Source organism: Klebsiella sp. D5A (assembly GCF_001620885.1).
Classification (GTDB): Bacteria; Pseudomonadota; Gammaproteobacteria; order Enterobacterales; family Enterobacteriaceae; genus Klebsiella; species Klebsiella variicola.
In genome coordinates this window covers 106,021-119,195 of record NZ_LOAR01000011.1, presented here as the reverse complement: position 1 = coordinate 119,195, position 13,175 = coordinate 106,021, and the positions used below count along the sequence as shown (strand labels likewise).

Below are 13,175 nucleotides of genomic sequence, written 5' to 3'. Positions count from 1 at the left end.
GCGCCATGGAAAAATTAATTGTGGTGGGTGAGAAATTTACCGATTTTGCCCGGCGGCATCAGAACGTGCTGACCGTCAACGAGTTTGAGCGTTTTGTCTGGAGCGGCGAGCTCGCCGGCGTCGATAAAATCGTCATTGGTCAGGGCGTGCAGCTCGACGACATCTCCCGCACGGTCTGCATTATTCGTCAGCACTATCCGGATAAAATCCGCCAGATCGTCAATCTGCAGGATCTCTATTATCAAAACAACCGCGATCATCAGCGGCTGGTGCATAAACGTAAAAAAGAGAACATCCTCATCACCTCGCCGGAAAAACGCGATGAAGATAGCTATTGCGCGCGTCTGATCCTGCAGGACGCCTCGGAGCTGCTTTGCGACCACCAGACCGGGCAACACATCCAGGGGATGGTGCTGATCGAGGCGGCGCGGCAAACCATCATCGCCACCTCGGAGAAATTTCTGCTGGCGGAGGCGGGCGTGGCGATGGACGAGAAGTACTTCACGCTGAGCTCGCTGCAGGTAGCTTTTTCCAGCTTTGTTTTCCCGCTGCCGGTGACCATTGTGCTGAATGTGGTGTCGTGCAAAAGCTCAGCCCACGGCCGCTTTACCTGCGAGTGTTCGGTCGGTTTTGACCAGACCGGCACCCGCAAAGCGGAAGTCGGCTTTAGCTTCAGCGTCTATGACCTGAACTACATTACTCGTAAGGAGTGTGAGCAGGCGGCGCTCTGCCATCAACATTATCTGGTCAGTATTGAGCAGGGGGACGGGGATGAGCATCGCCTTTTTTGACGTGGATGAAACGCTGATTACCGGCAAAAGTATGTTCCTGTTTCTGCACCGCTATGCCGAGGAATATCCGCTGCAGTGCGGTTTGACGGCCGCGGCGATTGTCCGCCAGCTCCAGGCGCTTAGCAAAGCGGGTCAACCGCGGGAGGCGATCAATCGCTACTACTATTCGCTGTTTCGCCATGAGCCGCGCGCCCAGGTACGGGCGGTTGCTGAGGCACTGTATCGCGAAGGTGGGTACGGTTTTCACCGTGAGGTGGTGGCGATCCTCCGGCAACATCAGGCGCGCGGGGATGACGTGGTGTTTGTCTCCGGATCGATGACCGACATTCTCTGGCCGGCGATGGCGGCGCTGGGGGTGGAGCATGCCCTGTGTTCAGAGCCGGTGGTGGTTGACGAACACTATACCGGGGAACTCTGGCGGACCGCCATTGGCGAACATAAGGCGTTGCATGCTCAACGCTACGCGCAGGAACGGGGCCAGCCGCTGGCGGCGTGCTATGCCTTTGGGGACCATATCTCGGATCTGCCGCTGCTCGCGCTGGTTGGCAACCCCTGCGCGGTCAATCCGTGCGCGGCGCTGCTGGCGGAGTCGCAGCGTCGGGGATGGCCGGTGCTGTGGTCTAACGGCGGTTGACGGCACGATAGCGAAAAAAAGGGGGCGGCGCTACGCCACCCCCTGATTCACACCCTGACGGGGATCAGCCCGGGTAGATGCCGCGGTCTTTACGCGCCATCAGGATGCGTTCGCAGGCCACGATATAGGCGGCGGTACGCAGCGTACACGCTTTCTCGGCGGCTTTATCGCAGACGTGAATAATGGCGTCGGTCATGATGCGGTCCATCTTGGCGTTGATCTCTTCTTCGCTCCAGAAGAAGCTGGCCATATCCTGCACCCACTCAAAATAGCTGACGGTCACCCCACCGGCGTTACAGATAACGTCCGGCACTACGATCACGCCGCGCTCGGCCAGCACGTCGTCCGCTTCCGGATAGGTTGGGCCGTTGGCCCCTTCCAGCACCAGTTTGCAGGTCAGCTTCTCCGCGCGCTCGCGGGTGATTTGCCCTTCCAGTGCCGCCGGGATCAGAATGTCCATCGGGGTGGTCCAGAAGGCGTCTTTATCGATCTCCTGGGCGCCAGGGAAACCGGCAATCTGCTTTTTCTCCGCCTGCCAGGCGGTGAGGGCGGCCATATCAATCCCGCCTTCGTTATACAGGGTCGCGGTATGATCCTGAATGACCACCACGCGGGCGCCGACGCCGGCGAACAGGCGGGCTGCTTCGCTACCGACGTTACCAAAGCCCTGCAGCGCGACTTTGGCGCCTTCAATTTCGATACCGGCGCGACGAGCCACTTCCCGGCCGGTGACAAATACGCCACGCCCGGTGGCCTTTTCACGGCCGAGGGAGCCGCCGAGGTGGATCGGTTTGCCGGTGACCACGCCGGTAATGGTGGTGCCATGGTTCATGGAGTAGGTGTCCATCATCCATGCCATCACTTTACCGTTGGTGCCGACGTCCGGCGCCGGAATATCTTTCTGCGGCCCGATAATAATGCCGATTTCGCTGGTGTAGCGGCGGGTCAGACGCTCCAGTTCACCTTCTGACAGTGAGAAGGGGTCGACGCGAATGCCGCCTTTGGCCCCGCCGTAAGGAATATTGACCGCGGCGCACTTAATGGTCATCCAGGCAGAAAGTGCCATGACTTCGTTAAGATCGACATCCGGATGGTAGCGAACACCACCTTTACCCGGTCCACGCGACAGATTGTGCTGAACGCGATAGCCCTCGAAGTGGCGGATGGTGCCGTCGTCCATTTGCACAGGAATGTCGACGATCAGCGCACGCTTCGGATGGCGCAGGGTTTCCACCCAGTAGGCAAGATCGCCGAGATAAGGCGCGACACGGTCGATCTGGCGCAGGTAGGTGGTCCATGGAGATGTACTACTTTCAGATGCGTAAGATAACTTTTCCATAAGAGTCCTGTTTCTCAGTGTTATTTATGTCGTGTAAAACCGTGGAATAGCTACAGCAGTAAACTCTGTGCAATGAATGGTATCACCAATTTTATAAAGCGGTATTTGACGGCAATTCCGATTTTTAAATTTTTGTTAGATTTTTTATTTTTTAAGTGAATAACTACGCACGCCAACCACCTGCAAGCTGTGCATTTTAATTCACTTTTTATTCACTTAAGTGCATAGAAAAATATTTTTTCTATGTTTTTCATTATCTTGATGATCTTCAAAAAGTGAATAAATTGCTTCCACCCGTATTGACAATCTTATTGTTCACAGGCCAGCATTAGCCCACACAACAACATGACGTTAACCATGAATTAACAAATACCCGCAAAATAAATAGGGCTTATTTTTCCTGTGGTGAATATTTTTGCCATCACAGCGGGCGCGCTCGTGTCCAAAATAAGCCGAGGGTCAGGGTTAATGTCGATTGTCCAACGCGGCGGGAGCGTTTTCCGTCGTCTTACGTTCCGGAGATGAATGATGTCAGGCACTATGACTCGCGAAGATTTTGACGCTTACCTGGTTCCCTGTTTTGCCCCCGCGCCGTTTATTCCGGTCAGGGCGGCGGGTTCCCGCGTCTGGGACCAGCAGGGGAAAGAGTATATCGATATGGCGGGCGGCATTGCGGTGAATGCCTTAGGCCATGCCCATCCGGCGCTGGCTCAGGCCCTGCAGGATCAACTGGCGAAACTGTGGCATATCGGCAATGGCTATACCAACGAGCCGGTGCTGCAGCTGGCGAAAACCCTCGTGCAGTCGACCTTTGCCGATAAGGTGTTTTTCTGCAACTCCGGCGCCGAAGCCAACGAGGCCGCTCTCAAACTGGCGCGGAAATACGCTCACGATAAGTTTGGTGGTGAAAAAAGCGAAATCATCGCCTTCAACCATGCCTTCCATGGCCGGACGCTGTTCACCGTCTCCGTCGGCGGCCAGCCGAAATATTCCAGCGATTATGCTCCGCTGCCGCAGGGCATTACCCATCTGCCCTATAACGACATCGAGGCGGTCACCGCGGCCATCTCTTCGCGCACCTGTGCGGTGATCGTCGAGCCGATCATCGGCGAAGGCGGCGTGATACCCGCTGACCCGGCGTTCCTCCAGGCGCTGCGCACCCTCTGCGATCGCCATCACGCGACCCTGATATTCGATGAGGTGCAGACCGGGGCGGGCCGTACCGGCCATCTCTACGCCTACCAGCACTACAACGTCGTCCCGGACATCCTCACCAGCGCCAAAGGGCTGGGGGGCGGCTTCCCAATCGGCGCGATGCTGGCGAAAGAGGCCTGGGCGCAGGTCTTCCAGCCCGGCACCCATGGCACCACCTTCGGCGGCAACCCGCTGGCGGCGACCGTCGCTAACGCCGTGCTGGCCCATCTCGATGCGCCGCTGCTGGCGGGCGTTGGCGAGCGCCATGCGCTGATTGTTGACCAGTTGAATGCGATCTCTGCCCGTTACGATGCGTTCAGCGCCGTGCGGGGCACCGGTCTGCTGATCGGCGCTGAGCTGGCGGGGCCGCTGCGCGGCAAGGCCAAAACGTTGACCAACCTGGCGGCGGAAGAGGGGCTGATCGCCCTGATTGCCGGCCCGGACGTGCTGCGCTTCGCGCCGGCGCTCAATATCCCGCTGGCGGATATTGCGGAAGCCTTCGTGCGCCTTGATCGCGCCGTTGCTCGCTTAACCCGCTAACCGGGAGGACGGCCTGTGATGCTATTTCGTCCCGTACGGGAAAACGATCTCGACGACATCGTCCGCCTTGCCGCGCGGGCGGGGGTCGGCATGACCTCCTTACCGCATGACGTCGAGCGCCTGGCCGCCCGGATCCGGCGCAGTATCGAGACCTTCGCCGGCGAACTGCCGCGCGGCCAGCAGGGTTTCCTGTTTGTGCTGGAAGACACCGCGCTGGCGCGGGTGGTGGGGGTGAGCGCCATTGAGGTCGCGGTGGGCCTGGACGAGCCGTTTTACAATTTTCGCATTCAGAAAACGGTTCGCGCCTCGAAAGCGCTGGGAGTCTATAAGCCTCAGGAGCTGCTTAATCTCAGCTATGACCACACCGGGCACAGCGAACTGTGTACGCTGTTTCTCGACCCGGCCTATCAGCGCAACCGCAATGGTCTGCTGCTCTCCAAGGCGCGCTTTTTATTTATCGCCGCCTTCCGCGAGTGGTTTTCCCCGTACCTGTTTGCCGAACTGCGCGGCTGCAGCGATGAGCAGGGGCAGTCGCCGTTCTGGGATGCGCTGGGCCATCACTTCTTCGACATCCCGTTTGCCGATGCTGACCGGCTGACCGGCACCGGCATGAAAACCTTTATTGCCGAACTGATGCCGGCTTACCCGATCTATATATCACTGCTGCCGGAAGCGGCCCGCGAGGTCATCGGTCAGGTGCATCCCAATACCGCCCCGGCGCGGGCGATCCTCGAGAAAGAGGGATTCAGCTGGCGCGGCTCGGTGGATATTTTCGATGCCGGACCGGTGCTGGAGGCGAACACCGATCAGATCCGCGCCGTGCGCGACAGCCAGTGCCTGCCGGCCCAGCAGCTGATGGGCGCCCTGCCGGCGCCGACGCTCGTCGCCAACGGTCAGTTCGACAATTTCCGGGCGCTGCTGGTGGCCCACGAAGAGCAGGTCTCACTGGATGCCGCCGCGCTGGACGCGCTGCAGGTCAGTGAAACCGACCGCGTTTATACGGTAACCCTGAATCCAGAGGAAAACAGATCATGGCGGTAAAAGCACAGTTTATAGCCGGGCAGTGGCAGGCGGGCAGTGGGGCAACGATGAGCAAACTGGCCCCGGAGGATCAGTCGCTGCTGTGGCAGGCGGCCAGCGCGGGTGCCGACGACGTCCAGGCGGCCTGCGCCGCGGCGCGCGCGGCGTTTTACCCCTGGTCGCACCGGCCGCTGGCCGAGCGTATTGCCGTGGTGGAGCGTTTTGCCGCGCTGCTGGAGACACATAAAGAGGCGCTGGCGACCCTGATTTCCCGCGAGACCAGCAAGCCGCTGTGGGAGACCCGCACCGAAGTACAGGCGATGATCGGCAAGGCCGCGATCTCCATCGAGGCCTATCACCAGCGGACGGGCTTTCACGAGTCGACGCTGCCGGACGGAAAAGCACAGCTGCGCCACAAACCGCATGGCGTGATGGCGGTCTTTGGTCCCTACAACTTCCCGGGCCACCTGCCCAACGGGCACATCATTCCGGCACTGATTGCCGGGAATACCATCGTGTTTAAACCCAGCGAGCTGACGCCGGCCACCGCCGAAATGACCGTCCAGCTGTGGCAGCAGGCGGGCGTCCCTGACGGGGTGATCAATCTGCTGCAGGGCGGAAAAACCACTGGCCAGGCGCTACTGGAAAATCGTGATATCGACGGCGTACTGTTCACCGGCAGCGCGGCGGCGGGTTTCCACTTCCATCGCTATTTCGGCGGCCAGCCGGAGAAGATGCTGGCGCTGGAGATGGGCGGCAACAACGCGCTGATCGTCGCCGACGTGGCCGATGTCGATGCGGCGCTGCATGTGATTATCCAGTCGGCGTTTATCTCCGCCGGGCAGCGCTGCACCTGCGCGCGCCGGCTGATCGTGCCGCGCGGCGAGCAGGGGGATGCGCTGCTGCAGCGGCTGGTCGCGGCCAGCGCGCAGATCCGCGCTGGCAAGTGGGATGACCAGCCCGCGCCGTTTATGGGCGGAGTGATTTCTCTCGACGCCGCGCAGAACATGCTGGCGGCGCAGCAAAAACTGGAGGGGCTCGGCGGCAAGGTGCTGCTGCGCATGCGCCAGCCCGACCCGCACTCCACGGTGCTGACGCCGGGGATCGTCGACGTCACCGGTATCGAGGTGCCGGATGAAGAATACTTTGGCCCGCTGCTGACGGTTATCCGTTATGACGATTTCCCGGAGGCCATTCGCCTCGCCAACCAGACCCGCTATGGCCTGGCCGTCGGGCTGATCTCCAGCGATGCGGCGCAGTTTGAACAGCTGGCGGACGAGGCGCGGGCCGGGATCGTCAACTGGAACAAGCCGCTGACCGGCGCCTCGAGTAAAGCGCCGTTTGGCGGGGTGGGCGCCTCCGGCAACCATCGCGCGGCAGCGTGGTACGCCGCTGATTACTGTGCCTGGCCGATGGCCTCTCTGGTCAGCGATACGCTGACGCTCCCGGCGACGGTATCGCCGGGCCTGCCATTCTGATAACGGATCCTGTGAGGACATATGTCTGGTTTTGAAGCAAACTTTGATGGCCTGGTCGGCCCGACGCACCACTACGCCGGACTCTCCGTCGGCAATGAAGCCTCGCAAAATAACCGCGATGGTCTCTCTAACCCTAAAAAGGCGGCGCTGCAGGGGCTGTATAAAATGAAAGCCCTTGCCGATCGCGGATTCGTGCAGGGCATTCTGCCGCCGCAGCCGCGGCCGAATCTACGTCTGCTGCGCGAAGTCGGTTTCCAGGGCAGCGATGAGCAGGTCATCCGGCAGGCGGCCCACGCGGCGCCGCAGCTGCTCTCCGCCTTCAGCTCCGCCTCGTCGATGTGGACCGCCAATGCGGCGACCGTCTCACCGTCGGCGGACAGCGCCGATGGCAAAGTCCATTTCACCGTCGCCAACCTGAACAATAAGCTGCACCGTATGCAGGAGGCGCCCACCACCTCGGCGATCCTGGGCGCCACGTTCGCCGATCCGCGCTACTTCGCCCACCATGCGGCGCTGCCGCAGCATGGCGACCTCGGCGATGAAGGGGCAGCCAACCATAACCGCTTCTGCCGGGAGTATGACCGACAGGGGGTGCAGTTTTTTGTCTACGGTCGACGCGCCAGCGGCGGGATCGCCCCGGTGAAGTATCCGGCGCGGCAGACCCTCGAGGCCAGCGAGGCGGTGGCCCGCCTGCATCAGCTGGATCCGCGCTACACGGTGTTTGCCCAGCAGGCGCCGCAGGCTATCGATCGCGGCGTGTTTCACAACGACGTCATCGCGGTCAGCAATCGCCATGTGCTGTTCCACCATCAGCAGGCGTTTGTCGATCAGGCGACGGTGCTGGCGACGCTACGGGCTAAAAGCGACAGTCTGGATATCCCGTTCACCAGCGTGGAAGTGCCTGACGAGCGGGTGTCGCTCGATGACGCGGTGGCCTCTTACCTGTTCAACAGCCAGCTGCTGAGTAAACCTGACGGCAAGATGCTGATCGTGGTGCCGGAGGAGTGCCGCCAGCGGGAAAACGTCTGGCGCTATCTGAGCGACCTCGCCGCCGACAGCGCATCGCCGATCGATGAAGTGGCGGTCTTTGACCTGCGGGAAAGCATGCGCAACGGCGGCGGCCCGGCCTGTCTGCGGCTGCGGGTAGTGCTCAACGAGGCTGAACGCCAGGCGGTCAACGCCCACAGTCTGATGAACGACGAACGTTATCAGCAGCTGACGGCATGGGTGGAAAAACACTATCGCGACCGGCTGCACGCCCGCGATCTGGCGGACCCGCAGCTGCTGCGCGAGGTTTATCAGGCGCTGGATGAGCTGACGCAGATCCTGCGCCTGGGCGCGGTCTATGATTTTCAGCGTTAAGGAGCGGCAGATGGAGCACCTGGTTAACGATTTACTGCACTGCCGCCTGCAGGAGTGGAGCTTCCCGGCGGGCATCGAGGCCCGCTGGCTGGGCGAGGGGATCCTGCAGTTGCTGCCGACGGCGCCGTGGCGCCAGGCGACGATCCTCTCCGCGGGCGTGCATGGCAATGAGACCGCGCCGACGGAGCTGCTGCTGCAGTTGACCCACGATCTGAGCCAGGGGCGGCAGCCGCTCACTCAGGCGCTGCTGATCGTCTTTGGTAACCTGCCGGCGATCCGCGCCGCACGCCGCTATCTGCACAACGACCTGAATCGCCTGTTCGGCGGCCGCCATCTGGCGGTCACCCCGGGGAATGAGTCGCGGCGGGCTTTTGCGCTGGAGCAAGCGGTGCAGGCCTTCTATCGCGCCGCCGATGCGGCGGGTCCGGTCAACCGTAGCCATCTCGATATGCATACCGCCATTCGCGGGTCGCTGTATCGCCAGTTTGCGCTGCTCCCGGCCCACGCCGGGGATTTTTCGCCTGGCTTCTACCAGCTGTTGCAGGCCAGCGGGATGGATGCCATCGTGCGGCATACCGAAGCGGGCGGCACCTTCACCCATTTCACCTGCGAAAAGTTCGCCGCGCAAAGCGCCACCCTGGAGCTGGGGAAAGTGATGCCGTTCGGCGCCAACGATCTCAGCCTGTTCGCCGCTACCGACGCGGCGATCCGGGCCTGGATTTCTGACGCGCCGCTACCGCCGCGCGACAAAGCGCCAGTGGACTACTTCCTGGTCGAGGAGAGCATCATCAAGCGCGAGGGGGAATTTACGCTTAATCTCGCGGCCAACGTTGAGAACTTCACCGCGCTCCCGGCGGGATACGAAATCGCTCGCCAGGCGGAGAAACGGTGGGTGGTGCAGGCCCGGGCCCCCTATATCCTCTTTCCCAATGCCGGGGTCGCCACCGGTCAGCGCGCCGGGCTGCTGCTGCGCGCCGCGGCTCTTCGCCTCCCACAACCAGCCTGAGGAAACACCATGACTGAACATCAACATCAGGCGTCTCCTGCCGCCGGAGGTGAGGGCGCGTCACAGCTTAAACGCGGGCTCGGCGCCCGCCACATTCAAATGATTGCCCTCGGGGGCGCCATCGGCACCGGGCTGTTTATGGGGGCGGGGCGCAACATCGCCGTCGCCGGCACCTCGATTCTGGTGATCTATGTGCTGGTCGGGTTCTTTACCTATATGGTGATGCGGGCGATGGGGGAGCTGCTGCTCACCCGCCATGACTACCGCTCGTTTGCCGACTTTGTCGGCGAGTATCTCGGGCCGCAGGCCAGCTTTTACCTCGGCTGGACCTACTGGCTAAGCTGGGTAGTGACCTGCATTGCCGACGTGGTGGTCTGCGGGAGCTATATGCAGTACTGGTTCCCGGAACTGTCGGCATGGATGCCGGCCCTCAGCATGCTGGCGATCCTGTTCCTGCTTAACCTGCTGTCGGTGAAAATGTTTGGCGAGGCGGAGTTCTGGTTCGCCCTGATCAAGGTGATCACCATTATCGCCCTGATCGGCACCGGCGGCTGGATGATTGCCACTGGCTGGACTTCTCCGGACGGCGTGACGGCTTCTCTCAGCCATCTTACCGACCCGACGGCTTTTATGCCTCACGGTATCACCGGTTTTTTCGCCGGCTTCCAGATAGCGATCTTCTCCTTTACCGGCATTGAGCTGCTGGGCACCATGACGGCGGAGACCCGCGATCCGCAGCGCATTTTGCCCAAGGCGATCAATGCTCTGCCGCTGCGGATTATCATCTTCTATCTGCTGTCGATGGTGGTGATTATCGCCGTCGCCTCCTGGCCGGGGGTATCGGCGGAGACCAGTCCGTTCGTGACGCTGTTTGCCAAGGCCGGGCTGCCTGCCGCCGCGGCGGTGATTAACTTCGTGGCGCTGACCTCGGCGATGTCCTCGGCCAACAGCGGCGTCTTCTCCAGCACCCGCATGCTGTACGGCCTGTCGGTGGAGAAGCATGCGCACTGGCAGTTTCGCATCCTGTCGCGCAATACCCGCATCCCGGTGCGTAGCCTGCTGTTCTCCTGCTTCTGCATGCTGATCGGCACGCTGCTGCTGTTCCTGGTGCCGAATGTGATGACCTTGTTCACCATCGTCTCGACCCTGGCGGCGATTATGGTGGTGTTCAGCTGGGGGATGATCCTCGTGGCCTATCTGGTCTATCGTCGCCAGCGTCCGGACCTGCACGCCGGGTCGATCTTTAAGATGCCTGCCGGGGTGGTGATGAGCTGGGTGAGCCTGCTGTTCTTCGCCTTCGCCATCTTCATCATGATCTTTGACCCGGACACGCTGCTGGCGCTGTTGGCTTCTCCGCTGTGGTTTATCGCGCTGTGGGGCTTCTGGAAGCTGAAGCAGCGGCGCGAGGGGCAGCTGACGCTGGATAACCAGAGCGCCTGACAGTCGCCGGCCAACCTGGCCGGTTAAGCAGGAGGTGAAGACTGGACGTCTGTTTGTGCCCGGTGACGGCTGGCGCCTTACCGGGCCTACTGTATTACCGGACCTGGAAGGTGCGGTTTCCCCCGCGGCGTGATCTCCCTCTGTAGGCCCGCGCAAGCGCAGCGCCGCCGGGCAGGATACTCGGCTCCGTAGCGGCTTTACTGCCCGGTGGCGGCTGGCGCCTTACCGTGCCTACATGCTACCGGACCTGGAAGGTGCGGTTTCCCCCGCGGCGTGATCTCCCTCTGTAGGCCCGCGCAAGCGCAGCGCCGCCGGGCAGGATAGTCGGCTCCGTAGCGGCTTTTCTGCCCGGTAGCGGCTGGCGCCTTACCGGGCCTACTGTCTTACCGGACCTGGGATGAGCGGTTTCCCCCGCGGCGTGATCCCCCCTGTAGGCCCGCGCAGGCGCAGCGCCGCCGGGCGGGATACTCGGCTCCGCAGCGGCTTTTCTGCCCGGTGGCGGCTGACGCCTTACCGGGCCTACTGTATTACCGGACCTGGAAGGTGCGGTTTCCCCCGCGGCGTGATCTCCCTCTGTAGGCCCGTGCAAGCGCAGCGCCGCCGGGCGGGATAGCCGGCTCCGCAGCGGCTTTTCTGCCCGGTGGCGGCTGCTGCCTTACCGGGCCTACATGCTTACGGACCTGGGATGAGCGGTATCCCTCACGGTATGATCCCCCCCTGTAGGCCCGCGCAAGCGCAGCGCTGCCGGGCGGGATACTCGGCTCCGCAGCGGCTTTTCTGCCCGGTGGCGGCTGCTGCCTTACCGGGCCTACATGCTTACGGACCTGGGATGAGCGGTTTCCCCCGCAGCGTGATCCCCCCCTGTAGGCCCGCGCAAGCGCAGCGCCGCCGGGCGGGATAGTCGGCACGCTACCTGCCCAGACGGCGGCGGTTAGGCGCTTTCCGCCCGGGAAGGGGCCGCACCAGGCGCGGACTTCATCCGGCTGGCGCAGAAAATTGCCAGCAGCGAAATCACCACCGTTACGCCCAGATAAACGGCCACCGGCCGCCAGTCCCCGTCATATTTTGCCAGCAGACCGGTGGCGATAAGCGGCGCGGTGCCCCCGGCCAGCGCGGCACCCAGCTGGTAGCCGAGGGTGATCCCGGTATAGCGCACATTGGCGCTGAAAATCTCAGAGCACAAGGTGCCGAGCACCGCAGTTACCGGCGCCCACAGGATGCCGAAGGCAACGACCGTCGCCAGCATGATGCCCCAGTTGGTGCCGGTGTCGAGCAGCAGGAACCACGGAACGATAAACAGCCCCAGCAGCACCACGCTCAGGGTATACATCTTTTGCCGCCCCACCTTGTCTGACAGCAGCCCCATCAGCGGGATCATCACGGTGGCCACCAGCGCGCCCAGGGTCACGGATTCCAGCGCCTGCGACTTCTGGTAGCTCAGGGTGGTGGTGGCATAGCTGACCACAAAGGTGGAGAAGATATAGAATGGGGCGGTCTCCACCACTTTCAGACCGGCGGCAATCAGCACTTCCCGCCAGTGGTGCTTGAGCGTTTCGCGCAGCGGGGCCTTCGCCACCTGGCCGGATTTTTTCACCTGCTTAAAGGCGGGCGTTTCGTCGATATCTTTGCGGATCCACAGGCCGAGAAAAACGAGGACGGAGCTGAGCAGGAACGGTATACGCCAGCCCCAGGCGAGAAACTGTGTCTCGTCAAACAGGGTCATCAGCGAGACGATAAACGTCGCCATCAGCATGCCGATAGTCACGCCGGCCTGGGGAATGCTGCCGAAAAAGCCTTTCCGCTTTTCCGGCGCGTATTCGTAGGCCAGCAGCAGCGCACCGCCCCATTCACCGCCGATACCCATGCCCTGAATAATGCGCAGGGTTATCAGCAGGGCGGGCGCCCAGAGGCCCACCATCTCATAGGTGGGAAGCAGGCCGATCGCCACCGTGGCGCTGCCCATCAGCGACAGGGTCAGCACCAGCGTCTTCTTGCGGCCGATGCGATCGCCGATATGAGCGAAAATGACGCCGCCGATGGGGCGGATAAAAAAGGTCAGCGAGAAGGAGAGCCAGGAGAGGATCAGGCCGATGACCGGGTCGACCATCGGAAAGAAGATTTTGTTGAACACCAGCGCGGCGGCGGTGCCATAGAGAAAATAATCGAACCATTCGATGGCGCTGCCTGTCAGGCTGGCGATCAGGACCTTCTTGTTTTTCTGCAGAATGGATGCAGTGTTGTCTTGTGGATTGCTCATTACGAAACGTTCTCCCGCCACGGTAAATAGGTCAGGTGTCACTCTGCGTAAACAGGGTGCAACCTGGTGTGAAAAGGTTGTGTAATTGTTAAGCAACTTAGGGTTGAAGGTTAC

General features: G+C 61.7%; 10 protein-coding genes and 1 pseudogene. 8 read left to right on the top strand and 3 right to left on the bottom strand.

Annotation, left to right across the window (positions count from 1 at the left end; translation table 11 throughout):
• Window positions 1–5 precede the first annotated feature (5 nt).
• Together AS136_RS17275 and AS136_RS17270 are read left to right on the top strand one after the other, a co-directional pair.
• Window positions 6–791, top strand: coding sequence for an AfsA-related hotdog domain-containing protein (locus AS136_RS17275; protein WP_008805098.1), 786 nt, complete (start codon window positions 6–8; stop codon window positions 789–791).
• The gene (locus tag AS136_RS17270; RefSeq protein ID WP_016160925.1) at window positions 772–1,425 is read left to right on the top strand and encodes an HAD family hydrolase; all 654 of its coding nucleotides are present in this window, start codon (window positions 772–774) and stop codon (window positions 1,423–1,425) included. Before AS136_RS17275 ends, AS136_RS17270 begins: the two co-directional genes overlap by 20 nt.
• 64 nt (window positions 1,426–1,489) lie before the next feature.
• Here the strand turns inward: AS136_RS17270 and AS136_RS17265 are convergent, their stop codons facing one another.
• Window positions 1,490–2,764 (bottom strand): Glu/Leu/Phe/Val family dehydrogenase, encoded by a 1,275-nt coding sequence (locus tag AS136_RS17265; RefSeq protein ID WP_008805096.1) that lies wholly within the window; start codon window positions 2,762–2,764, stop codon window positions 1,490–1,492.
• Between the two features lie 212 nt (window positions 2,765–2,976).
• Window positions 2,977–3,123: pseudogene (locus AS136_RS28745) on the bottom strand (hypothetical protein).
• A gap of 169 nt (window positions 3,124–3,292) precedes the next feature.
• Here AS136_RS28745 and AS136_RS17260 point away from each other — a divergent pair.
• From AS136_RS17260 to AS136_RS17235, 6 genes are read left to right on the top strand one after another with little or no spacing between them, the layout of a single operon-like run.
• The gene (locus AS136_RS17260; RefSeq protein WP_012968351.1) at window positions 3,293–4,498 is read left to right on the top strand and encodes a bifunctional succinylornithine transaminase/acetylornithine transaminase; all 1,206 of its coding nucleotides are present in this window, start codon (window positions 3,293–3,295) and stop codon (window positions 4,496–4,498) included.
• Window positions 4,499–4,516: 18 nt separating this feature from the next.
• Entirely contained in the window at window positions 4,517–5,539 is a 1,023-nt protein-coding gene (gene astA, locus AS136_RS17255) for an arginine N-succinyltransferase (protein ID WP_023322527.1), read from the top strand.
• Window positions 5,530–6,996, top strand: coding sequence for a succinylglutamate-semialdehyde dehydrogenase (gene astD, locus AS136_RS17250; protein ID WP_012541912.1), 1,467 nt, complete (start codon window positions 5,530–5,532; stop codon window positions 6,994–6,996). The genes astA and astD overlap by 10 nt, the downstream gene beginning before the upstream one ends.
• A 21-nt stretch (window positions 6,997–7,017) precedes the next feature.
• A complete protein-coding gene (astB, locus tag AS136_RS17245) occupies window positions 7,018–8,358 on the top strand; it encodes an N-succinylarginine dihydrolase (protein ID WP_004148240.1) in 1,341 nt (446 codons plus the stop codon).
• 10 nt (window positions 8,359–8,368) lie between these two features.
• Complete coding sequence (gene astE, locus AS136_RS17240; protein WP_008805092.1) at window positions 8,369–9,364, top strand: succinylglutamate desuccinylase; 996 nt, start codon at window positions 8,369–8,371, stop codon at window positions 9,362–9,364.
• 9 nt (window positions 9,365–9,373) lie between these two features.
• Window positions 9,374–10,804: an amino acid permease gene (locus AS136_RS17235; RefSeq protein WP_008805091.1), complete on the top strand. Its 1,431-nt coding sequence runs from the start codon at window positions 9,374–9,376 to the stop codon at window positions 10,802–10,804.
• Between the two features lie 931 nt (window positions 10,805–11,735).
• On the opposite strand, the gene AS136_RS17230 is transcribed toward AS136_RS17235, so the two are convergent.
• The gene (locus AS136_RS17230; protein WP_008805090.1) at window positions 11,736–13,061 is read right to left on the bottom strand and encodes an MFS transporter; all 1,326 of its coding nucleotides are present in this window, start codon (window positions 13,059–13,061) and stop codon (window positions 11,736–11,738) included.
• Between the last annotated feature and the right edge of the window lie 114 nt (window positions 13,062–13,175).

Excerpts from the sequence above, each read along its gene's own strand:
- AS136_RS17275 (WP_008805098.1), top strand. The coding sequence starts at position 6 with ATGGAAAAATTAATTGTGGTGGGTGAGAAATTTACCGATTTTGCCCGG.
- AS136_RS17270 (WP_016160925.1), top strand. The coding sequence starts at position 772 with ATGAGCATCGCCTTTTTTGACGTGGATGAAACGCTGATTACCGGCAAA.
- AS136_RS17265 (WP_008805096.1), bottom strand. The coding sequence starts at position 2,764 with ATGGAAAAGTTATCTTACGCATCTGAAAGTAGTACATCTCCATGGACC.
- AS136_RS17260 (WP_012968351.1), top strand. The coding sequence starts at position 3,293 with ATGTCAGGCACTATGACTCGCGAAGATTTTGACGCTTACCTGGTTCCC.
- astA (WP_023322527.1), top strand. The coding sequence starts at position 4,517 with ATGCTATTTCGTCCCGTACGGGAAAACGATCTCGACGACATCGTCCGC.
- astD (WP_012541912.1), top strand. The coding sequence starts at position 5,530 with ATGGCGGTAAAAGCACAGTTTATAGCCGGGCAGTGGCAGGCGGGCAGT.
- astB (WP_004148240.1), top strand. The coding sequence starts at position 7,018 with ATGTCTGGTTTTGAAGCAAACTTTGATGGCCTGGTCGGCCCGACGCAC.
- astE (WP_008805092.1), top strand. The coding sequence starts at position 8,369 with ATGGAGCACCTGGTTAACGATTTACTGCACTGCCGCCTGCAGGAGTGG.
- AS136_RS17235 (WP_008805091.1), top strand. The coding sequence starts at position 9,374 with ATGACTGAACATCAACATCAGGCGTCTCCTGCCGCCGGAGGTGAGGGC.
- AS136_RS17230 (WP_008805090.1), bottom strand. The coding sequence starts at position 13,061 with ATGAGCAATCCACAAGACAACACTGCATCCATTCTGCAGAAAAACAAG.